The sequence below is a fragment of the Streptomyces nitrosporeus genome (assembly GCF_008704555.1).
GTDB classification, from domain to species: domain Bacteria; phylum Actinomycetota; class Actinomycetes; order Streptomycetales; family Streptomycetaceae; genus Streptomyces; species Streptomyces nitrosporeus.
In genome coordinates this window covers 2,184,722-2,204,557 of sequence record NZ_CP023702.1, presented here as the reverse complement: position 1 = coordinate 2,204,557, position 19,836 = coordinate 2,184,722, and the positions used below count along the sequence as shown (strand labels likewise).

At 71.7% G+C, this 19,836-nt stretch carries 17 protein-coding genes and 1 riboswitch; of the genes, 11 read left to right on the top strand and 6 right to left on the bottom strand.

Going from position 1 to position 19,836, the window contains the following annotated elements:
• Window positions 1-250: 250 nt before the first annotated feature.
• The 4 genes from CP967_RS09490 to gcvT all read right to left on the bottom strand — a co-directional run bounded on the left by CP967_RS09490 (window position 251) and on the right by gcvT (window position 4,828).
• Entirely contained in the window at window positions 251-1,636 is a 1,386-nt protein-coding gene (locus tag CP967_RS09490) for an L-serine ammonia-lyase (RefSeq protein WP_150487549.1), read from the bottom strand.
• Window positions 1,637-1,867: 231 nt separating this feature from the next.
• On the bottom strand, window positions 1,868-3,127 hold the full coding sequence (gene glyA, locus CP967_RS09485; protein ID WP_150487548.1) for a serine hydroxymethyltransferase: 1,260 nt from the start codon (window positions 3,125-3,127) through the stop codon (window positions 1,868-1,870).
• Window positions 3,128-3,147: 20 nt separating this feature from the next.
• On the bottom strand, window positions 3,148-3,525 hold the full coding sequence (gene gcvH, locus CP967_RS09480) for a glycine cleavage system protein GcvH (RefSeq protein ID WP_150487547.1): 378 nt from the start codon (window positions 3,523-3,525) through the stop codon (window positions 3,148-3,150).
• A gap of 154 nt (window positions 3,526-3,679) precedes the next feature.
• Window positions 3,680-4,828, bottom strand: coding sequence for a glycine cleavage system aminomethyltransferase GcvT (gcvT, locus tag CP967_RS09475; RefSeq protein WP_150487546.1), 1,149 nt, complete (start codon window positions 4,826-4,828; stop codon window positions 3,680-3,682).
• Between the two features lie 141 nt (window positions 4,829-4,969).
• A riboswitch (glycine riboswitch) is annotated at window positions 4,970-5,067 on the bottom strand.
• Between the two features lie 200 nt (window positions 5,068-5,267).
• Here gcvT and CP967_RS09470 point away from each other — a divergent pair.
• From CP967_RS09470 to CP967_RS09425, 10 genes are all read left to right on the top strand, one after another.
• Window positions 5,268-5,942 (top strand): AAA family ATPase, encoded by a 675-nt coding sequence (locus tag CP967_RS09470; RefSeq protein ID WP_150487545.1) that lies wholly within the window; start codon window positions 5,268-5,270, stop codon window positions 5,940-5,942.
• A 261-nt stretch (window positions 5,943-6,203) separates the two neighbouring features.
• Complete coding sequence (locus CP967_RS09465) at window positions 6,204-6,968, top strand: enhanced serine sensitivity protein SseB (protein ID WP_150487544.1); 765 nt, start codon at window positions 6,204-6,206, stop codon at window positions 6,966-6,968.
• A 213-nt stretch (window positions 6,969-7,181) separates the two neighbouring features.
• Window positions 7,182-7,937 (top strand): enhanced serine sensitivity protein SseB C-terminal domain-containing protein, encoded by a 756-nt coding sequence (locus tag CP967_RS09460; protein ID WP_190174980.1) that lies wholly within the window; start codon window positions 7,182-7,184, stop codon window positions 7,935-7,937.
• A 369-nt stretch (window positions 7,938-8,306) separates the two neighbouring features.
• Window positions 8,307-9,299 (top strand): ABC transporter permease, encoded by a 993-nt coding sequence (locus CP967_RS09455; RefSeq protein ID WP_150487542.1) that lies wholly within the window; start codon window positions 8,307-8,309, stop codon window positions 9,297-9,299.
• A 44-nt stretch (window positions 9,300-9,343) separates the two neighbouring features.
• Entirely contained in the window at window positions 9,344-11,104 is a 1,761-nt protein-coding gene (locus CP967_RS09450) for an ABC transporter substrate-binding protein (protein WP_150487541.1), read from the top strand.
• Window positions 11,105-11,196: 92 nt separating this feature from the next.
• Complete coding sequence (locus tag CP967_RS09445; RefSeq protein WP_167535355.1) at window positions 11,197-12,186, top strand: ABC transporter permease; 990 nt, start codon at window positions 11,197-11,199, stop codon at window positions 12,184-12,186.
• Window positions 12,183-13,289, top strand: a complete 1,107-nt coding sequence (locus CP967_RS09440) for an ABC transporter ATP-binding protein (protein WP_150487540.1) — start codon at window positions 12,183-12,185, stop codon at window positions 13,287-13,289. The genes CP967_RS09445 and CP967_RS09440 overlap by 4 nt, the downstream gene beginning before the upstream one ends.
• Window positions 13,286-14,590 carry an ABC transporter ATP-binding protein gene (locus tag CP967_RS09435; protein ID WP_150487539.1) on the top strand — a complete coding sequence of 435 codons (1,305 nt, stop codon included), beginning with the start codon at window positions 13,286-13,288 and terminating at the stop codon, window positions 14,588-14,590. Before CP967_RS09440 ends, CP967_RS09435 begins: the two co-directional genes overlap by 4 nt.
• A gap of 18 nt (window positions 14,591-14,608) precedes the next feature.
• Window positions 14,609-15,280: a trimeric intracellular cation channel family protein gene (locus CP967_RS09430; protein ID WP_150487538.1), complete on the top strand. Its 672-nt coding sequence runs from the start codon at window positions 14,609-14,611 to the stop codon at window positions 15,278-15,280.
• Window positions 15,281-15,407: 127 nt separating this feature from the next.
• Window positions 15,408-16,277 (top strand): thioesterase family protein, encoded by an 870-nt coding sequence (locus CP967_RS09425; protein WP_150487537.1) that lies wholly within the window; start codon window positions 15,408-15,410, stop codon window positions 16,275-16,277.
• Window positions 16,278-16,414: 137 nt separating this feature from the next.
• On the opposite strand, the gene CP967_RS09420 is transcribed toward CP967_RS09425, so the two are convergent.
• Both CP967_RS09420 and CP967_RS09415 read right to left on the bottom strand, forming a co-directional pair.
• A complete protein-coding gene (locus tag CP967_RS09420) occupies window positions 16,415-17,008 on the bottom strand; it encodes a hypothetical protein (protein ID WP_229888195.1) in 594 nt (197 codons plus the stop codon).
• Window positions 17,005-17,607 (bottom strand): hypothetical protein, encoded by a 603-nt coding sequence (locus CP967_RS09415; RefSeq protein WP_150487536.1) that lies wholly within the window; start codon window positions 17,605-17,607, stop codon window positions 17,005-17,007. Before CP967_RS09415 ends, CP967_RS09420 begins: the two co-directional genes overlap by 4 nt.
• A 305-nt stretch (window positions 17,608-17,912) precedes the next feature.
• Here CP967_RS09415 and CP967_RS09410 point away from each other — a divergent pair, with 305 nt between their 5' ends.
• Window positions 17,913-19,787: a serine/threonine-protein kinase gene (locus tag CP967_RS09410; RefSeq protein ID WP_150487535.1), complete on the top strand. Its 1,875-nt coding sequence runs from the start codon at window positions 17,913-17,915 to the stop codon at window positions 19,785-19,787.
• The last annotated feature ends 49 nt before the right edge of the window (window positions 19,788-19,836 follow it).

Sequence of the window (19,836 nt, the reverse complement as noted above, 5' to 3'; positions counted from 1 at the left end):
CCTGCGGAGAAACGGGGACGGGGGCCGGGCACGGGGGACGGGGACCGGACACGGGGGGCGGCTCCCCGCCCCCGCCGGGACGCGGGGGATCCGGGCCCCGGCCGTCCGCGGCGCGAGCGCCTTCGTGGCCGGCACGACCGGGTTCGCGGTGACCGGTGTGCTCGGCCGAGCGGGCGGGAGCCTGCGGGCGGGTGCCTGCGGGCGGGTGCCTGCGGGCGGGTGCCGCCACGGCGGGCCCGGCACCCGGACCTCAGCACTCGATGATGTTCACCGCGAGCCCGCCCCGGGCCGTCTCCTTGTACTTCACGGACATGTCCGCGCCCGTCTCCTTCATGGTCTTGATGACCTTGTCGAGGGAGACCATGTGGCTGCCGTCGCCCCGCAGCGCCATCCTGGCGGCCGTGACCGCCTTCACCGCCGCCATGCCGTTGCGCTCGATGCAGGGGATCTGGACCAGGCCCCCCACCGGGTCGCAGGTCAGGCCGAGGTTGTGCTCCATACCGATCTCGGCGGCGTTCTCCACCTGCTCCGGGGAGCCGCCCAGGACCTCGGCCAGCGCGCCCGCCGCCATCGAGCAGGCCGAGCCGACCTCGCCCTGGCAGCCGACCTCGGCGCCGGAGATGGAGGCGTTCTCCTTGAAGAGCATGCCGATGGCACCGGCGGCCAGCAGGAAGCGGACGACGCCGTCGTCCTTCTCCGCCTCCGTGCAGCCGCCCGCCGCGAAGTTCATGTAGTAGTGCAGCACCGCCGGGATGATGCCGGCCGCGCCGTTCGTCGGCGCGGTCACCACCCGGCCGCCCGCCGCGTTCTCCTCGTTGACGGCCATCGCGTAGAGGGTGATCCACTCCATCGCGTGGGTCTGGGGGTCGCCCTCCGCACGCAGCTGGCGGGCCGAGTTCGCGGCGCGGCGGCGGACCTTGAGGCCGCCCGGCAGGATGCCCTCGCGGGACATGCCGCGGGCCACGCAGGCCTGCATGACGCGCCAGATCTCCAGGAGGCCCGCGCGGATCTCCTCCTCGGTCCGCCAGGCCTTCTCGTTCTCCAGCATCAGGGAGGAGATCGACAGGCCCGTCTCGCGCGCCCGCCGCAGCAGCTCGTCGCCGGTGCGGAAGGGGTGCCGCAGCACCGTGTCGTCCGGGACGATCGGGTTCTCGCCCTCGACCGCGTCCTCGTCCACGACGAAACCGCCGCCCACCGAGTAGTAGGTCTTCTCCAGGAGCGGCGCGCCCTCGCGGTCGTACGCCCACAGGGTCATGCCGTTGGCGTGGTACGGGAGTGCCGTGCGGCGGTGCAGGACCAGTTGCTCGTCGGCGTCGAAGGCGATCTCGTGCATGCCGAGCAGGGCGAGGCGCCCCGAGGCCCGGATCGCCTCGACGCGGGCGTCGGCGCCCTCCACGTCGACCGTGCGGGGCGAGGCGCCCTCCAGGCCGAGCAGGACCGCCTTCGGGGTGCCGTGGCCGTGGCCCGTCGCGCCGAGCGAGCCGTACAGCTCCGCGCGTACGGAAGCGGTGTGGGCCAGCAGGCCCTCGTTCTTGAGGCGGCGGGCGAACATGCGCGCCGCGCGCATCGGGCCGACGGTGTGGGAGCTGGACGGGCCGATGCCGACCGAGAAGAGGTCGAAGACCGAGATGGCCACGGGGGGACTCCTAAAGGGTTGGTGGACGCCGTTGTCCGCCGGGTGGTGCGGGCCGGGCACCGGGGGTGTCCGGGCCGGGGTGGTGCCGCGGGCCGCGCCGGGGGTCTCCCGGGCCGGCCGTGCGGGGGCAAGGGGCGGGGGCACCGTGCCCACTGTTCAGTGTGCGCGGTGCCCCCACCGGTCGTGCGAACCGCCCGGAACCGGGCCGAAGGGCCTGGTTCCGGCCGGGGCCTACTTCAGGCCGGGGTACAGCGGGAACTTCTCGGCCAGCGCCGTCACCCGGGCCTTCAGGGCCCCGGCGTCGTAGGACGGCTTGAGGGCGGCGGCGATGATCTCCGCGACCTCGGTGAACTCCTCCGCGCCGAAGCCGCGGGTGGCCAGCGCCGGCGTACCGATGCGCAGGCCCGAGGTGACCATCGGCGGGCGCGGGTCGTTCGGGACGGCGTTGCGGTTGACCGTGATGCCGATCTCGTGGAGCCGGTCCTCGGCCTGCTGGCCGTCCAGCTCCGAGTCGCGCAGGTCGACCAGGACCAGGTGCACGTCCGTGCCGCCGGACAGCACGGAGACACCCGCCTCGGTGACGTCCGGCTGCACCAGGCGCTCGGCGAGGATGCGGGCGCCGTCCAGGGTGCGCTGCTGGCGCTCCTTGAACTCCTCGGTCGCCGCGACCTTGAACGAGACCGCCTTGGCCGCGATCACGTGCTCCAGCGGGCCGCCCTGCTGACCGGGGAAGACCGCGGAGTTGATCTTCTTGGCGAGCTCCTGCGTCGACAGGATGACACCACCGCGCGGACCGCCCAGGGTCTTGTGCGTGGTCGTGGTGACGACGTGGGCGTGCGGCACCGGGTTGGGGTGCAGGCCCGCGGCCACCAGGCCGGCGAAGTGCGCCATGTCCACCATCAGGTACGCGCCGACCTCGTCCGCGATACGGCGGAAGGCGGCGAAGTCCAGCTGACGCGGGTAGGCCGACCAGCCGGCCACGATCAGCTGCGGCTTCGACTCCTTGGCCAGGCGCTCGACCTCGGCCATGTCCACGACGCCGGTGTCGTCGACGTGGTACGGGACCACGTTGTACAGCTTGCCGGAGAAGTTGATCTTCATGCCGTGGGTCAGGTGACCGCCGTGGGCGAGGTTGAGGCCCATGATCGTGTCGCCCGGCTTCAGCAGCGCGAACATCGCGGCGGCGTTCGCCTGCGCACCGGAGTGCGGCTGGACGTTCGCGGCCTCGGCGCCGAAGAGCGCCTTGATGCGGTCGATCGCGATCTGCTCGACCACGTCGACGTGCTCGCAGCCGCCGTAGTAGCGGCGGCCCGGGTAGCCCTCGGCGTACTTGTTGGTGAGGACGGAGCCCTGGGCCTCCATGACGGCGGCCGGAGCGAAGTTCTCCGACGCGATCATCTCGAGGGTGGACTGCTGGCGGTGGAGCTCGGCGTCGACGGCGGCGGCGACGTCCGGGTCCAGCTCGTGGAGGGAGGAGTTGAGAAGCGACATCAGGTGGTCCCTTGGGGTCTTTAGTTGCCGGAGAACTCGGTGTACCCGTCGGCGGAGAGCAGGTCGTCCGGCTCCTCCGTGACGCGCACCTTGAACAGCCAGCCGCCCTCGAAGGGGGCGGAGTTCACCAGCGACGGGTCGTCCACGACGTCCTGGTTGGCCGCGGTCACCTCGCCGGTCACCGGGGAGTACAGGTCGCTGACCGACTTGGTCGACTCCAGCTCACCGCAGGTCTCACCCGCGGTCACCGTGTCACCGACCGCCGGGAGCTGGGCGTAGACGACGTCACCGAGCGCGTTGGCCGCGTACTCGGTGATACCGACGGTGGCCACGCCGTCCTCGGCGGCCGACAGCCACTCGTGCTCCTTGCTGTACCGCAGCTGCTGGGGGTTGCTCATGGTCTGAATTCTCCTGTACGCGGGGGAGTGCTGGTGAACGGTGGTCTTGAGGCGTGAGACAGGACTGCGTCACGTCCGGGCGTCCGGGCCGCCGTGGCGGGGCCCGGTGCCTGCCGCGCCCGGGGCGCGGACCGGCCCGGGGTGCCGCCGCCGGTTACTTCTCGCGCTTGTAGAAAGGCAGCGCGACGACCTCGTAGGGCTCGTGCGTGCCCCGGATGTCCACGGCGACCCCGGCCGTACCGGGCGCCGCGTAGGCGGTGTCGACGTACGCCATGGCGATCGGCCTGCCCAGGGTGGGGGAGGGGGCGCCCGAGGTGACCTCGCCGATCACCCGGCCGTCCTCGGCCACGACCGGGAAACCGGCCCGCGGCACCCGGCGGCCCTCGGCGACCAGGCCGACCAGCTTGCGGGGCGGGGCCGACTCGGCACGCGCGGCAGCCGCGCGCAGCGCCTCGCGGCCGGTGAAGTCGCCCTCCTTCTCGAACTTCACCACCCGGCCGAGACCGGCGTCGAACGGGGTCAGGGCGGCGGTCAGCTCATGGCCGTACAGCGGCATGCCCGCCTCCAGGCGCAGCGTGTCCCGGCAGGAGAGGCCGCACGGGACCAGGCCGTGCGGGGCGCCCGCCTCGGTGAGGGCCTGCCACAGCCGCTCGGCGTGCGCGGGGGCGACGAACAGCTCGAAGCCGTCCTCGCCGGTGTAGCCGGTACGGGCGATGAGCGCGGGGACCCCCGCGACCGTGCCCGGCAGGCCGGCGTAGTACTTCAGGCTGTCCAGATCGGCGTCGGTGACGGCCTTCAGCACGGCGGGGGAGGCGGGGCCCTGGACGGCGAGCAGCGCGTAGGCGTCCCGGTCGTCACGCACCTCGGCGTCGAAGCCGGCCGAGCGCCCGGTGAGGGTGTCCAGGACCAGCGGGGCGTTGCCCGCGTTGGCGACGACCATGTACTCGGTCTCACCCAGGCGGTAGACGATCAGGTCGTCCAGGATGCCGCCGTCCTCCGCGACGATCATCGTGTAGCGGGCCCGGCCGACGGCGACCGTGGCGATGTTGCCCACCAGCGCGTGGTTCAGGAAGGCCGCGGCCTGCGGCCCGGTGACGGTGATCTCACCCATGTGGGAGAGGTCGAAGAGGCCGGCCCGGGTGCGTACGGCGTTGTGCTCGTCGCGCTCGCTGGCGTACCGCAGGGGCATGTCCCAGCCGGCGAAGTCGGTCATGGTCGCGCCCAGCGAACGGTGCAGCGCGTGGAGAGGGCTCTGGTGCGCGGCGCCTTCGGGGAGGGCGGCGGGGCGGGGGTCGGTGCTCATGGGTACGGCTCCAGGGCATGACGGCAAAGGGCGGTCCCTCCCCATCTGTCATCGGAACCTGAGAGGTTCGCCGCAAGCCCCTGAAAGGGGTCGGCTTGCACCTTGGGTGGAGCCGCAGGGCGGCCCGCTTTTCAGATCTGCCTCATCCACGCGGTACGGGGCCTGAGAGATTCAAGGGAGGAACTTGCTCCTTCGGCGCCCGGCGCACACGGTGACCGGGACTCTCCCGCGCGGATTCAAACGGCCGGTATGCAATTGGCGGGGTCATCATCGCACGCCGTGGGGGAGAGTGGGGCCGGAGCCGTCCGGGCGGGCGGCGGACGGACCGGGGCGGGCGACACGTGCGGCCCGCGTCCCGTCCGGAGCGCCCCGGCCGCATTACCTTTTCTTTACACTTCTTGGGCAGACCAGGTGTGGTGACGAATGCAGGGGGACGGCGATGACGTTGCGGCCACACGCGACGGCCACAGGGGCCGCACACGACGCGATGCCCGCGCAGCCGGGCGCGCCCGCCCGCGAGAGCCTGGACGGGGCGCCCGCCCGGGCGGTGCGCGACCTGCGGGGCGGCGGCCCCGGGCCTTCGGAGCTGGTCTTCGCGCCCGGTGACGTGGTGGTGGTCTCGGGGCTGCCGGGCAGCGGGAAGTCGACCCTGATCACGCGCGCGGTCCAGGGACGCGCCGTCGACTCCCAGGACACCCGGGACCGCTGGGCGGCCCGGATGCCCCGCTTACTCCCGTACGCCCTCTACCGCCCCCTCGTGCGGGCGGCGCACTACCTCGGGCTGCGGCGGTCGCTGCGCTCGGGGGGCTCCGTGGTGGTGCACGACTGCGGTACGCAGTCCTGGGTGCGCCGCTGGCTGGCACGGGACGCCGTCCGCCGGGGCCGGGCCCTGCACCTCGTGCTGCTCGACGTCACCCCCGCGGTGGCCAGGGAGGGCCAGCGCGAGCGCGGGCGCGGCGTCTCCGGATACGCCTTCGCCCGGCACCGGCGCGCCGTCGGCCGGCTGCTGCGGGACGCCGAAGGCGGACTGCTGCTGCCGGGCTGCGCCTCGGCCGTGCTGCTCGACCGCGAGGCGGCGGGGAGGATCGAGCGGATCACCTTCACCGGGGGGTAGGCGCGGGGGGCGGGGGCGGGACGCCCCAGGACGGGACGCCCCAGGACGGGACGCCCCGGGGCGGGGCCGTGTGCCCGCGCCCCGTATCCATTCCTCATACATGTACTTCGCGGACGCACATCCGGAAGGTGTCCGTCCGGCCGTCCGGCATCCGGACGGTACGCCGGACCGGTCCCGCCGGGCGGAGGGGCGGCGGCGCGCCGCCGCCCCTCCGTCTAAGGTTTCTGCCGCACGGCTCGGCGAGAGAGGGACTGGGAAGACGTGGACATTCCGGTGCAGGCGCATCCGCAGCAGGGCTGGCCGGCCAACGAGCTCGAAGAGGTACTGGCCGCGTCGGTGGGCGTACCCGACGCGGGCGGCCGGCTCGTCGAGGTGCTCGGCCGCAGCCCGGTCTGGGTCCCCCTGCCGAACGGCGGCGGACCCGACAGCCCCGACCTGGACCTGCCGACGGTCGAGCTCGACGGTGCCGCGTACGTCCCCGTGTTCAGCTCCGAGGCCCAGTTCCTGGCCTGCACGGCCCCCGGCCTGCCCTTCGCCGTCGCCCCCGCCCGGGAGTTCGCCCGGGGCCTGCCCCCGCAGCTCGGCATCGCGGTCAACCCGGGCGGCGCGGTCGGCCTCCCGCTGCCGCCGGCCGCCGTCGCCGACCTCTGCCGCACCGGGCGCACCGCGCTGGACGGGCCCGCCGGCGGCGGCCGGGTGCGGCTGTACGAACCGGACTGGAAGGAGGACCCCGTCGACTTCCTCTCGGTGGTGGCCGCCGAGTTCCACGCCACCGGGGTCGTCTCCACCGCCCGCCGGACCCTGGCCAGTATCGAGGGCGGCGAGCCCGTCCTCTTCGTGGGCGTCGAGTCCGCCGCCCGGGACGGCGCGGGCCAGAGCGTCCCGATGGAGGCCCTGGGCCGGGCCCTGGGCCGGGTCCAGGTGCCCTGGCCGGTCAACCTCGTGCTGCTCGACGTGGCCCAGGACCCCGTCGGCGACTGGATGCTGGGGAAGGTGCGGCCGTTCTACCGGCGCGAGGAGTACTGAGGACGCGCCGCCGGCGCCGAGGACGCGCCGCCGTGACGCCGGGAAGGTGTCGTAGGGGGCGCATAAGCTGGTTTGATGACGAGGTCGCCCCGTGTGCCCGGAGCGACACCACAGCACCGTGACGCGGGCGGGACGGCCCGGCACACGGACCGAAGAGGGGCGGGACCCAGGGTGAGTGCGTCGGGCACGGCGGCGGCCGGGCAGGTCGAGCACATGCTGCGTCAAGTGACCCCCGGGCGGCTCGACGCGTACGAGGCGCTGCTGCGGGCCTTGGCCGGCGGCCAGGTGTGGATGCTGCTCTGGCACGGCACGGCGGGCTCGCCGGACGCCCAGTACGGCAACATGCAGGTCGAAGGCCTCGGCTACGCCCCCTGTGTGACCTCCGCCCAGGAACTCTCGGCCAGCGGCTGGAGCAGGGCGCACGAGCTGATCACCGGCCGGGACATCGCCCGCGTGCTCTTCCCGGACCGCTGGGGCATCTGGCTCAACCCGCACGCCCCCGGCGGCGGGGTCGGCATCCCCTGGCTGGACCTGCGCCGGATCGCCACCGGCCTCGAACGGATGCCCGCGGGCCCGCTGCGGGTCTCCGAACCGGCCGTCGAGATCCCGCAGTTCTACGCCCTGCTGTCGCAGAACGCTCACCGCACCCCCGCGATCCGCTCGCTGCGCCGCGCCTGGGTGCAGCCCGCGCTCGGCGTCCCGTACCTCGCGATCGGCCTCGACCTCTACGACACGGGCCGCCCGTCCGTGGACGCGGCCCGCGCGATGATGCGGCAGTCCGTGGGCGCCGTCCCCGACGGGCTGCCCGTCTCCACGGTCTCCATGTCCGACGAGTACGACCCGGTCGCGATGTGGCTGCGTGCGAACGCCCGGCCCTTCTACGACCGCGAGGCCCACGCGGCCCCCGCGGGCCCGCCGCCCGCCTCCGCACCCGGCTACGGCTACCCGCCGGTGCCGCGCGCGTACTGAGGAAACGTCACGCGGAGCCCTCCCCGGCAGGCGTGCGGGAGGGCAATCCCTCCTTGCATGCGATGAGTTGGGGCGCATGTCCGGTATCGGGGACTAGCGGCCGAGTCGTCCGCTCGGCGAGACCGGTTGTCCGGATAACGGAATGCCGCAGACAGCATCACGTTTGAGCAAACATTCCCCGCCAGGTCTGGCGGGTGGTCACGCCCACGCTGAAGACTCCCCCCAGCAGGTGGTCCCTGCCCGAGTCATGCCCCTTTCAAACAGGGGCCGTTCGCCGTGGCACCACCACCTGTGCCATGTGTTTGTACGAGCCGCTACAGCGGCGGTCACGGGCCGGCCAACCGCCGGCCGAGAGGGGTCTCCAGCGCAATGACGGCACCTATCGAGACCACCGGGGCAGATGCGCGGCCCGAAGCGGTGCTGGAGGGCGCCGGGCGCAAGGAGATCGAGGGCCGCTCCCTGGGCCGCATCGCCTGGACCCGGTTCAAGCGGGACAAGGGCGCGATGGCGGGCGGCGTCGTGGTCGTGCTGCTGATCCTCACGGCGGTGCTCTCCAAGCCCATCCAGGCGCTGCTCGGACTCGACCCCAACGCCTTCAACCAGGACCTGGTCGACCCCGTCATGCTGGCGCCCAAGGGCGACTTCGGCGGCATCAGCTGGGACCACCCCTTCGGCGTGGAGCCCCAGACCGGCCGTGACATCTTCGCCCGCATCCTGGAAGGCTCCTGGGTCTCCCTGGTCGTGGCCGTCGGCTCCACGCTGCTCTCCGTCGTCATCGGCGTGGTCATGGGTGTCGTGGCCGGGTTCTACGGCGGCTGGGTGGACAGCTTCATCAGCCGGATGATGGACACCTTCCTGGCCTTCCCGCTCCTGCTTTTCGCGATCTCCATCTCCGCCTCCCTCCAGGGCGAGGCCTTCGGGATGGAGGGGCTCACGCTGCGCATCGCGGTCCTCATCTTCGTCATCGGCTTCTTCAGCTGGCCCTACATCGGACGCATCGTCCGCGCGCAGACCCTGTCGCTGCGTGAGAGGGAGTTCGTCGAGGCGGCCCGTTCCCTGGGCGCCCGCGGGCCGTTCATCCTCTTCCGGGAGCTGCTGCCGAACCTGATCGCGCCGATCCTGGTCTACGCGACGCTCCTGATCCCCACGAACATCCTCTTCGAGGCGTCCCTGTCCTTCCTCGGTGTCGGTATCGCGCCGCCGCAGGCCTCGTGGGGCGGCATGCTCACGCAGGCGGTCGACCTCTACGAGGTGGACCCGATGTTCATGGTCATCCCCGGCATGGCGATCTTCGTCACCGTGCTGGCCTTCAATCTGCTGGGGGACGGGCTGCGCGACGCACTCGACCCTCGTGGCAAGTAATCGCGGCCCTGCCGCACCGGACGAACGAGGGGGCTTTCCTCAGCATGCGAAACAGAAAGACAGCCGCAGCGATAGCCGTGGCCGTGGCGGTGTCGCTCGGCGCCTCCGCCTGCAGCGGCGGCGACTCGGACAAGAACAGCTCGGGCGGCGGTAACGGCGCCGCGGCCGACGCGGCTCTGAAGACCATCGTCAACAAGACGGACAAGAAGGGCGGGACGCTCTCCCTGGAGCACTCCAGCGGTCCCGACTCCCTGGACCCGGGCAACACCTACTACGGCTGGGTGCAGAACTTCTCCCGCCTGTACGGCCGCACCCTGGTGACCTTCAAGCCGGCCGCCGGCAAGGAGAGCCTGGAGCTGGTCCCCGACCTCGCCACCGACCTGGGCAAGGGCAGCGCCGACGCCAAGACCTGGACGTACACGCTCCGCAAGGGCGTGAAGTTCGAGGACGGCACCGAGGTCACCTCGAAGGACGTCAAGTACGCCATCGAGCGCTCCAACTTCGCGCCGGAGGCCCTGTCCAACGGCCCGACGTACTTCAAGGCGTACCTCGAGGGCGGCGACAAGTACAAGGGCCCCTACAAGGACAAGTCGCCCGAGGGCCTGAAGTCCATCGAGACGCCGGACGACCACACGATCGTCTTCCACCTCAACAAGCCGTTCGCGGACATGGACTACCTCGCGACCTTCTCGCAGACCGCACCGGTCCCGGCGAAGGCCGACAAGGGCGCCTCCTACGTCCAGAACATCGTCTCCTCGGGCCCGTACAAGTTCGAGGCGTACGACGAGAGCAAGGGCGCGACCCTGGTCCGCAACCCGGAGTGGGACGCGGCCTCGGACCCGATCCGCAAGGCGCTCCCGGACAAGATCGACCTCAAGTTCAACGTCAACGCCACCACGGTCGACGACCACCTGCTCGACGACGTCATCACCGTCGACGCCGGCGGCACGGGCCTCCAGGCCAAGACCCAGCCGAAGGTCCTGGCCAAGGCCGACGAGAAGGCGAAGACGGACAACCCGTACGCCGGTGCCCTGCAGTACCTCGCGCTGAACGTCAACGTGAAGCCGTTCGACAACGCCGAGTGCCGCAAGGCCGTCCAGTACATCGTCGACAAGCGCAGCATGGTCGACTCCATCGGCGGTTCGGTCAAGGGCGACCCGGCCACCACCGTCATCCCGCCGAGCGTCGCCGGGTACAAGAAGTTCGACCTGTACCCGACCGAGGGCAACAAGGGTGACGCCGCCAAGGCCAAGGAGCACCTGACCAAGTGCGGTCACCCGGACGGCTTCAAGACCACGCTGACGGCCCGTTCGGACCGTCCTGACGAGATCACCGCGGCCACCCAGCTGCAGAACAGCCTGAAGACCATCGGCATCACCGCCGACATCAAGCAGTTCCCGGCGGACAAGTACTTCACCGACTTCGCGGGTGTCCCGGCCTGGGTCCACAAGAACAACGCGGGCATGATGATGATGGCGTGGGGCGCCGACTGGCCGACCGGCTTCGGCTTCCTCGACCAGATCGTGAACGGCTCGGCCATCAAGCCCTCCGGCGGCACCAACCTGATGGAGCTCGACGACAAGGGCATCAACGAGCTGATCGTCAAGGGCATCGGCACCGTCGACACCGCGGCGCGCAACGCCACGTGGGGCGAGGTCGACCAGAAGGTCATGGAGAACGCCTCGGTCGTGCCGCTCTTCTACCGCAAGAACCTGCTCTACCGCCCGGACTCCGCGGCGAACGTCACGGTCACGGACGCGTACCTCGGCATGTACGACTACGTGCTGATGACCTCCACCAAGTAACACACCTGTTCAACGACAGCATCCCCTGAAAGGCAGGTGAAGGCGCCGGGCCGGCGGGCGTACCCCGTCCGCCCGTCCGGCGCCGCACGGCTGTGGCTGCGTACATCATCCGACGCGTATTCGCCGCGGTGTTGCTGCTGCTGGTGGTCAGCGCAGTCACGTTCGCGATCTTCTTCCTGGTCCCCCGTCTCGGCGGGCAGACCACCGACTCGATGGCCGCCCAGTACGTCGGCAAGAGTCCCGACCCCGACGTCATCGCCGCGGTCAAGAAGAACCTGGGGCTCGACCAGCCCCTCTACATCCAGTACTGGGACTTCATCAAGGGCATCGTCGTCGGCGCCGACTACCAGTTCGGCCCCGAACCCGTCACCTGCAACGCCCCGTGCTTCGGCTACTCCTTCAAGACCCACAGCGAGATCTGGCCGCAGATCACCGACCGCATCCCGGTCACCCTCTCGCTGGCCGTCGGCGCGGCGGTCCTCTGGGTCCTGTCCGGTGTCGCCGCCGGTGTGGTCTCCGCCCTCAAGCGCGGATCGGTCTTCGACCGGCTCGCCATGGGCGTCTCCCTCGCCGGTGTCTCGCTCCCGATGTTCTTCACCGGCCTCGTCGTGCTGGCGGTCTTCGGCAACGGTGACTACGTCCCGTTCACCGAGAACCCCGCCGAATGGGCCTCGGCCCTGGTGCTCCCCTGGTGCACGCTCGCCCTGCTCTACTCCGCGCTCTACGCCCGGCTCACCCGGGCCGGGATGCTGGAGACGATGGGTGAGGACTACATCAGGACGGCCCGCGCCAAGGGCCTCAAGGAACGCAAGGTGGTCGTCCGGCACGGCCTGCGTGCCGCCCTCACCCCGCTCGTCACCATCTTCGGCATGGACTTCGCGCTGCTGCTCGGCGGCGCGGTCATCACCGAGCGGGTCTTCTCCTTCCAGGGCATGGGCGCCATGGCCATCGAAGGGGTGATCAAGGCCGACCTGCCCAAGGTGATGGGCGTGACCCTGGTCGCCGCCTTCTTCATCGTCATCTGCAACTTGCTGGTGGACCTCGTGTACGCCGCGATCGACCCCCGGGTGAGGCTCTCATGAGCGACGTGAACAAGAACGGCTCCCCGGCGCCGGACACCGCCGCGGGCGCGGTCCCCGCCCCCCGGGACGCGTCCGGGGACGCGAAGGAGTTCCTCTCCGTACGCGACCTCAGCGTCCACTTCGACACCGACGACGGCCTGGTCAAGTCCGTCGACGGCGTCAGCTTCGACCTGAAGGCCGGCCAGACCCTCGGTATCGTCGGCGAGTCCGGCTCCGGCAAGTCGGTGACCTCGCTGGGCATCATGGGCCTGCACACCTCCGAGCGGGCCCGGATCAACGGTGAGATCTGGCTCGACGGCGAGGAGCTCATCGGAGCCGGCCCCGAGCGCGTACGGCAGCTGCGCGGCCAGAAGATGGCCATGATCTTCCAGGACCCCCTGTCCGCCCTGCACCCGTACTACAGCGTCGGCGCGCAGATCGTGGAAGCCCACCGGGTCCACCACAAGGTCGACAGGAAGACCGCGAAGAAGCGCGCCGTCGAGATGCTCGACCGGGTCGGCATTCCCGAGCCGCACCGCCGTTACGACGACTACCCGCACCAGTTCTCCGGCGGCATGCGCCAGCGCGCCATGATCGCGATGGCGCTGGTCAACAACCCGAAGCTGCTGATCGCCGACGAGCCGACGACCGCCCTCGACGTCACCGTCCAGGCGCAGATCCTCGACCTCATCCGCGACCTCCAGAAGGAGTTCGGCTCCGCGGTCGTCATGATCACGCACGACCTCGGGGTCGTCGCGGAGATCGCCGACAGCCTGCTGGTGATGTACGCCGGCCGCTGCATCGAACGCGGCAGCGCCGAGAAGGTCTTCTACGAGCCCCAGCACCCCTACACCTGGGGACTGCTCGGCTCGATGCCGCGCATCGACCGGGAGCAGACCGAGCGCCTCGTCCCGGTCAAGGGCTCGCCGCCCAGCCTCATCAACGTCCCGTCCGGCTGCGCCTTCCACCCGCGCTGCCCGTACGCCGACGTCCCCGCGGACAACATCACCCGCACCGAGCGTCCGGAACTGCGGCTCGTCAGCGACGGCCACTTCTCCGCGTGCCACATGTCGCGCGAGCAGCGGGAACGGATCTGGACCGAAGAGATTGCGCCGAAGCTGTGACTGATGTGAAGAAGAAGGCCGCCGGGGCGCAGCCGGACGGGTCCGGGGACGAGCCGCTCCTCAAGGTCACCGGCCTGGCCAAGCACTTCCCGATCACCAAGGGCGTGCTCAAGCGCAAGGTCGGTGCGGTCCAGGCCGTCGACGGGCTGACCTTCGACGTCCGCCCCGGGGAGACCCTGGGTGTCGTCGGCGAGTCCGGCTGCGGCAAGTCGACCATGGGCCGGCTGGTCACCCGGCTGCTCGAACCGACCGGCGGCAAGGTCGAGTTCCAGGGCCGCGACATCACGCACCTGTCCCCGGGGCAGATGCGGCCGATGCGCCGCGACATCCAGATGATCTTCCAGGACCCGTACGGCTCGCTGAACCCGCGCCACACGGTCGGCGGGATCGTCTCGACCCCCTTCAAACTCCAGGGGGTCACGCCCGAGGGTGGTGTGAAGGCGGAGGTCCAGCGGCTGCTGGAGCTGGTCGGCCTCAACCCCGAGCACTACAACCGCTATCCGCACGAGTTCTCCGGCGGCCAGCGCCAGCGCATCGGTATCGCCCGGGCCCTCGCGCTCAAGCCGAAGCTGGTCGTCGCGGACGAACCGGTCTCGGCGCTGGACGTGTCGATCCAGGCGCAGGTGGTCAACCTGCTGGACGACCTCCAGGACGAGCTCGGTCTCACCTACATGATCATCGCGCACGACCTCTCGGTCATCCGCCATGTCTCGGACCGGATCGCGGTCATGTACCTCGGCAAGATCGTCGAGCTGGCGGACCGCAACTCGCTGTACACGGCGCCCATGCACCCGTACACCAAGGCGCTCATGTCGGCCGTGCCCGTGCCGGACCCGCGCCGGCGCGGGGCGAAGAGCGAGCGCATCCTGCTCAAGGGCGACGTGCCCTCGCCGATCTCGCCGCCGAGCGGCTGCCGCTTCCACACCCGGTGCTGGAAGGCGACGCAGGTCTGCAAGACGACCGAACCCCCGCTGCTCCAGCTGAAGACCGGGCACCAGGTGGCGTGCCACCACCCGGAGAACGGCGAGGACCAGGCCCCGGGCGACGCGCCGCTGGTGACGGACAGCATCACGGTGAAGCCGGTGGAGGCGGTGAAGCCGGTGGAGACGGCGAAGGCGCCGGCCGCCGGGACTCCTGAGTCCGCCGAGACCGCCGGGTCCGCAGAGGCCGCAGAGGCCACCGGACCGGCCGGCGTCACGGACGGCGACGCGGGCGGTGCCGGGGACGGCGCCGGGAGTAAGGCCGCCGCCGACGGCGAAGCGGCCGCGGCCGCGGAGGCGGAGGACAAACCGAAGGGGTGATACCGGCACAATTGCCCGGTGCTCACCGAACTCTTCACCCCCTCCGTCCAGCATGCGCTCGACATCGTCGGGATCTTCGTCTTCGCGATCTCGGGCGCGCTGCTCGCCGTACGCAAGAACTTCGATGTCTTCGGCATCGCGGTACTCGCCGAGGTGACGGCGCTGGGCGGGGGGATCTTCCGTGATGTGATCATCGGCGCCGTCCCGCCGGCCGCCTTCACGGACCTCGGCTACTTCACCACCCCGCTGCTCGCGGCGGGCCTGGTGTTCTTCCTGCACCCGCACGTGGAACGCATCCAGGTCGCCGTGAACGTCTTCGACGCGGCCGGCCTCGGCCTCTTCTGCGTCTCCGGCACGGTCAAGGCCTACGACTACGGTCTCGGCCTCACCTCGTCCGCCGCGCTGGGGCTGGCCACCGCCGTCGGGGGCGGTGTGCTCCGCGACGTCCTGGCCAACGAGGTCCCCTCACTGCTGCGCTGGGACCGCGACCTGTACGCCGTACCCGCCATCGTGGGCTCGGTGCTGGTGGTCCTCTGCATCAGGTTCGAGACCCTCAACGCGTACACCAGCGGCATCGCGGTGATCACCACGTTCACGCTGCGCCTGCTGGCCATGCGCTACCACTGGCGGGCGCCCCGCGCCTACAACCGGCGCTCGGCGAGGGGCGAGGAAGTTCCCACGGGCGTGTGAGCGGCGGGAGGCGGACCGCGGCCGGTGCGCGGCGCGGGCTCCGGGCGGCCGCCGCTCGTCCTGCGCGCCATAGGGACGACAGCAAAAAGCTACCGCTCAGTAATAGGGTCGGTGTACGGTGCATCCCATGGCACAGGCAGCAGCAGCTCAGGCGCGGCAGAACGCGCAGGCGACCATCGGTGACAGCGAGTTCGACCGCGACACGGCCGTCACGCTCCGCGAGGAGGGGGTCTTCGACGCCGAACTCTCCGCGGGCTGGACGATCATCCACGCCGTCAACGGCGGCTATCTGCTGGCGATGCTCGGCCGGGCGCTCGGCGAGGCGCTCCCGCACGCCGACCCCTTCTCCGTCTCCGCGCACTACCTCACGGCCTCCGTGCCCGGCCCCGCGGTGATCCGCACCCAGGTCGTCCGCACCGGCCGCACCCTGTCCACCGGTGAGGCGTCCCTCTTCCAGTACGCGGAGGACGGCACCGAGGTCGAGCGGATCCGGGTGCTCGCCACCTACGGCGACCTGGACCAGCTGAGCGACGAGGTCCGCACCTCCGCCGAGCCGCCCGCCTTCCCGCCTCTGGAGCGGTGCCTGGGCACGAGCGACGGCACCGCGCCGATCCCCGGAAGCTCCGCCATCACCGAGCGGCTCGACATCAGGCTCGACCCGGCGACGGTCGGCTGGGCCGTCGGCGCCCCGTCGGGCAAGGGGGAGATGAGGGGCTGGTTCTCCCTCGCCGACGGCCGGGACGCCGACCCGCTCTCCCTGCTGCTGACGGTGGACGCGCTGCCGCCCACCTCGTTCGAACTGGGCCTGAAGGGCTGGACGCCCACGATCGAGCTCACCGCCCACATCCGCTGCCGCCCGGCTGCGGGGCCGCTCCGGGTCTCCATCACCACCCGCAACCTCGCGGGCGGCTTCCTGGAGGAGGACGCGGACGTGTGGGACAGCGCGGGCCGCCTGGTCGCCCAGTCCCGCCAGCTGGCCCGCGCACCGCGAGGCTGAGGACACCGCACGCACGGCACCGCACGCACGGCACCGCATGCATGACACCGCGCGGACGGCACCGCACGCATGACACCGCCCGGCGGGCCGATGCCGGCCTGCCGGGCGGTGTCATGTCCGGATCCGCTCGGATCCGTTCAGATCCGCAGCAACTGCTCCCCGGCGTCGCGGTAGTGCTGCAGAGCCACCCGCAGCTCCTCCGTCCGGGCCTCGTTCCCCGGGCCCTGCCAGGACGAACGCAGCGCGCGCCTGCGCTCGTCGAGCGCCTCCGTCAGCTCGGTCACGATCCGGTCGAAGGCGCTGTCGGCCTCCTCGACCGCCTGGCGCGGATCCTCGACGAAGTCGGTGACGGCCTGCTGCATCCGCAGCGCCAGAGCGTCCCGTCCCTCGGGCGGCAGCAGCGACAGGCGGGCGTGCGAGCCCTCCGCGTGACCGGGTGCCTGCTCCGCCTGAGCGGTGTGGCCGTGCCGGTGCTCCGCCTCCGCGGGCACGGAGTGCGCCTGCGGCTCCGGCGTGCTCCCCGGGGGAGTGCTCGCCCGGTAGGCGTCGGCGGAGGGGGTGCCCGCCCGGTAGGCGTCGGCCGAGGGAGTGCCCGCCTGGTAGGCGTCGGCGGAGGGGGTGCCCGCCGGATAGGCGTCGGCGGAGGGGGTGGAGGTGGCGTACCGGGCCTCCGGGACGGTCTGGAACGTCCTGTCGAAGGCAGCTTCGCCGTGTCCGTCATGCCGCGTCATGCCGTGGTCCTTCCGTCGGTCCCGTAGGAGTTCGTCCTGCTGTGCTTCCCGTGCCCGGAGTGGGCGGGCACGGGGTCCGTGTCCCCGAGCAGCACGTCGAACAGCGCCCGCGCCTCGACCAGCGCGGAGCGCAGCTGCTCCGTACTGCTCCGGTCGCCCAGGGCGTGGTGCACCTTGCGGTACCCGTCGACCTGCTCGGCATGGTGCACGGAGAGGGCGTCCGCCTGCTCCTCGAAGCCGGTGCCGTCCGGGAAGCCCCGGTCACGGGCCAGCCGTGCCAGCAGCGCGTCGGCCTCGGCGACCGCTTCCCCGGGCGAGTCGATGAAGGTCTCCTGGACCATGGCCCAGCGTCCCGCGTAGGCCTCTCGTGCCTCAGGGCTCAGCGGGCGTTCGTGCAGTGAGCCGTGCAGCCTCACCCGCTCGGCCAGCTCGTGTTCGGCGGCTTTCGTGTCCCCGCCGTGCCGGGCGACCGTACGGTCGTACTCGGGCCCGAAGCGGCGCCGCAGGCCATGGCCCGCGCCCCGGCGGGAGCGGACCAGGAGGTATCCGATCGCCGCCACCAGGAGAACGGCGACGATGATCACCACGGTCGTCGTCATGACGGACGTTCCTCTCGTTCGGCGGTCGGTGCGTCGTGCGGTCCCACGTTCGTCAACTCCTCTCCGGTGAGGTCCCCACAGGCCCCGTCCGGCATGTGCGCCGTGCGGGACACATGCTGCGTGTACCCCCTGATCCCCGTTCATGCAGGGGAGTCGCCGGCCACCGCCCCGGCGGGCCCCCGCACGGCGCGTGCCCGCGGTGAATTTCTGGAGTGACTTTCCGGAAGGCGCTTTCACTCGCGGGCTCCACTGACCACACTTCGCCTGGTACGGAGACGGAGTGTCACGGGGGAGACGGTGCGGACGTGTCGGACCTGACGGGCAGCGGGGCCAAGCCGCTGGAAGGAGACGATCCACGGGAGATCGGAGGCATTCCCCTCGCGGGCCGGCTCGGCTCCGGAGGGATGGGGCGCGTCTACCTCGGCGTCCACGAAGGACGGTACGTCGCGGTCAAGCAGGTGCTGCCCGCGATCGCCGGGGAGGACCAGGACTTCGTACGCCGCTTCGGCCACGAGCTGGACAACCTCTCCCAGCTGCCGGCGGAGGCCACCGCGCCCCTGCTCGCCAGCGACCGTGACGCACGGCCCCCCTGGCTGGCGACCGCCTACGTCCCCGGCCTCACCCTCGGCAAGGCCCTCGATCTGCACGGAGGTCCGCTGCCGGCCGACGCCCTGTGGCTGCTGCTGCGGGAGGCCGCCGCCGGCCTCGTCCCGGTGCACGGGCTCGGCATGGTGCACCGGGACCTCAAACCGTCCAACGTCATGCTGACCGTCGAGGGCGCCACCGTCATCGACTTCGGGGTGGCCCGCGCCACCGAGCAGAGCCGGCTGACCCGCAGCGGCATGGTGATCGGCACACCCGCCTACATGGCCCCCGAACAGGCCACCACACGGCGGGACCTGAGCGGTGCCGCCGATGTGTTCGCGCTGGGCTCGGTCCTCGCGTACGCGGGCACCGGAAGCCCGCCCTTCGGCGACGAGTCCGGCCCCGCCGTGCTGTACCGCATCGTGCACGAGGAACCCGACCTGCGGGCCCTCGGGGAGCTGGATCCCGCGTTCGCCGACGTCGTCAGGGCCTGCCTCGCCAAGGACGCCGGGGCCCGGCCCACGGCGGCCGAACTGGTGCGGCTGGCCACGGAGCACGGACCGTTCACGGCACCCCTGTGGCCCCCGTCCATCCGGGAGGACCTCGCCGCCAAGGCCGCGTTCGCCGAGGACGTCCAGGAGATCGAACTGCCGGAGCCGGTGTCCGTGGCGACGATCGACCTCGGCGGGAAGGCCCGCCCGAAGCCCCGGGAGCGCCGCCGGCGGACCCGGATCCTCTTCGCCGTCGTACCCGTGGTCCTGACCGTGGGCGGGGCCACCCTCGCCGTCCAGCTGCTGCCGTACGTCTTCGGGCCGGAGGACCGGGCGGCCGCGGGCCCCTCCGTCACGGCCACGGCACCGGCCGTGCCCACGGCCTCCTCCCCCGGCACGAGTCCGTCGGACAGGGCGTCCCCGAAGAAGTCACCGGCGCGGGAGGACGGGAGGAAGAAGGACGAGGAGGAGGACGGGAGGCAGGGGCGGGAGAAGGACGACGAGGACAGGGCGGCGGACGGGGGAGCCGGCGGGGGAGCGGACTCCGGGACGGGGACGGGAGCGGGGGCGGGTGGTGCCGGAGGCGGTTCACCGGACGGTCCGGGCGGCTCCGGTGCCTCCGGCGGCAGCAGCTCCTCCGGCGGCTCCGGCTCCTCCAGCTCCTCGGGAGGCTCCGGCTCGTCCGGCGATTCCGGCGATTCCGGCGATTCCGGCGGCTCCGGTGATTCCGGCGGCACCGGCACGCCCTCCGGGGCCCACCGCTACCGGAACGGCGCGAGCGGCGCGTGCCTCTCCGCCCCGTCCAGCTACTACCTGAGCACCGGTACCTGTACCGGGGCCGGGACCGCCTGGACCTTCCGGTACCTGTCCGACGGCTCCTTCGAGATCGTCCACGAGACGGGCCGGTCGTGCCTCAGCGCGGGAATCCTCAACAGCACCGTCCTGATGCTCTCCTGCAACCAGTCCGAGCTGCGCCGCTGGCGGGCGGGGCCGGGAGGCACCCTCGTGAGCACCGGCTCCGGCGGCTGCCTCGACACCGGGAACGGGGCCGTCACGACGACCCGCTGCGCGGAAAAGGCGTCCCAGCGCTGGACGGCTCTGTGAGCGCGACCTGACGGCACCCCTCCCCGGTGCGGCCCGGGGAGGGGTACCG

What these genes read in the sequence shown, in the direction of transcription:
- glyA (WP_150487548.1), bottom strand. Translation starts at nt 3,127, where the DNA reads ATGTCGCTTCTCAACTCCTCCCTCCACGAGCTGGACCCGGACGTCGCC.
- gcvH (WP_150487547.1), bottom strand. Translation starts at nt 3,525, where the DNA reads ATGAGCAACCCCCAGCAGCTGCGGTACAGCAAGGAGCACGAGTGGCTG.
- gcvT (WP_150487546.1), bottom strand. Translation starts at nt 4,828, where the DNA reads ATGAGCACCGACCCCCGCCCCGCCGCCCTCCCCGAAGGCGCCGCGCAC.
- CP967_RS09470 (WP_150487545.1), top strand. Translation starts at nt 5,268, where the DNA reads ATGACGTTGCGGCCACACGCGACGGCCACAGGGGCCGCACACGACGCG.
- CP967_RS09460 (WP_190174980.1), top strand. Translation starts at nt 7,182, where the DNA reads ATGCTGCGTCAAGTGACCCCCGGGCGGCTCGACGCGTACGAGGCGCTG.
- CP967_RS09455 (WP_150487542.1), top strand. Translation starts at nt 8,307, where the DNA reads ATGACGGCACCTATCGAGACCACCGGGGCAGATGCGCGGCCCGAAGCG.
- CP967_RS09450 (WP_150487541.1), top strand. Translation starts at nt 9,344, where the DNA reads ATGCGAAACAGAAAGACAGCCGCAGCGATAGCCGTGGCCGTGGCGGTG.
- CP967_RS09440 (WP_150487540.1), top strand. Translation starts at nt 12,183, where the DNA reads ATGAGCGACGTGAACAAGAACGGCTCCCCGGCGCCGGACACCGCCGCG.
- CP967_RS09425 (WP_150487537.1), top strand. Translation starts at nt 15,408, where the DNA reads ATGGCACAGGCAGCAGCAGCTCAGGCGCGGCAGAACGCGCAGGCGACC.
- CP967_RS09420 (WP_229888195.1), bottom strand. Translation starts at nt 17,008, where the DNA reads ATGACGCGGCATGACGGACACGGCGAAGCTGCCTTCGACAGGACGTTC.
- CP967_RS09415 (WP_150487536.1), bottom strand. Translation starts at nt 17,607, where the DNA reads ATGACGACGACCGTGGTGATCATCGTCGCCGTTCTCCTGGTGGCGGCG.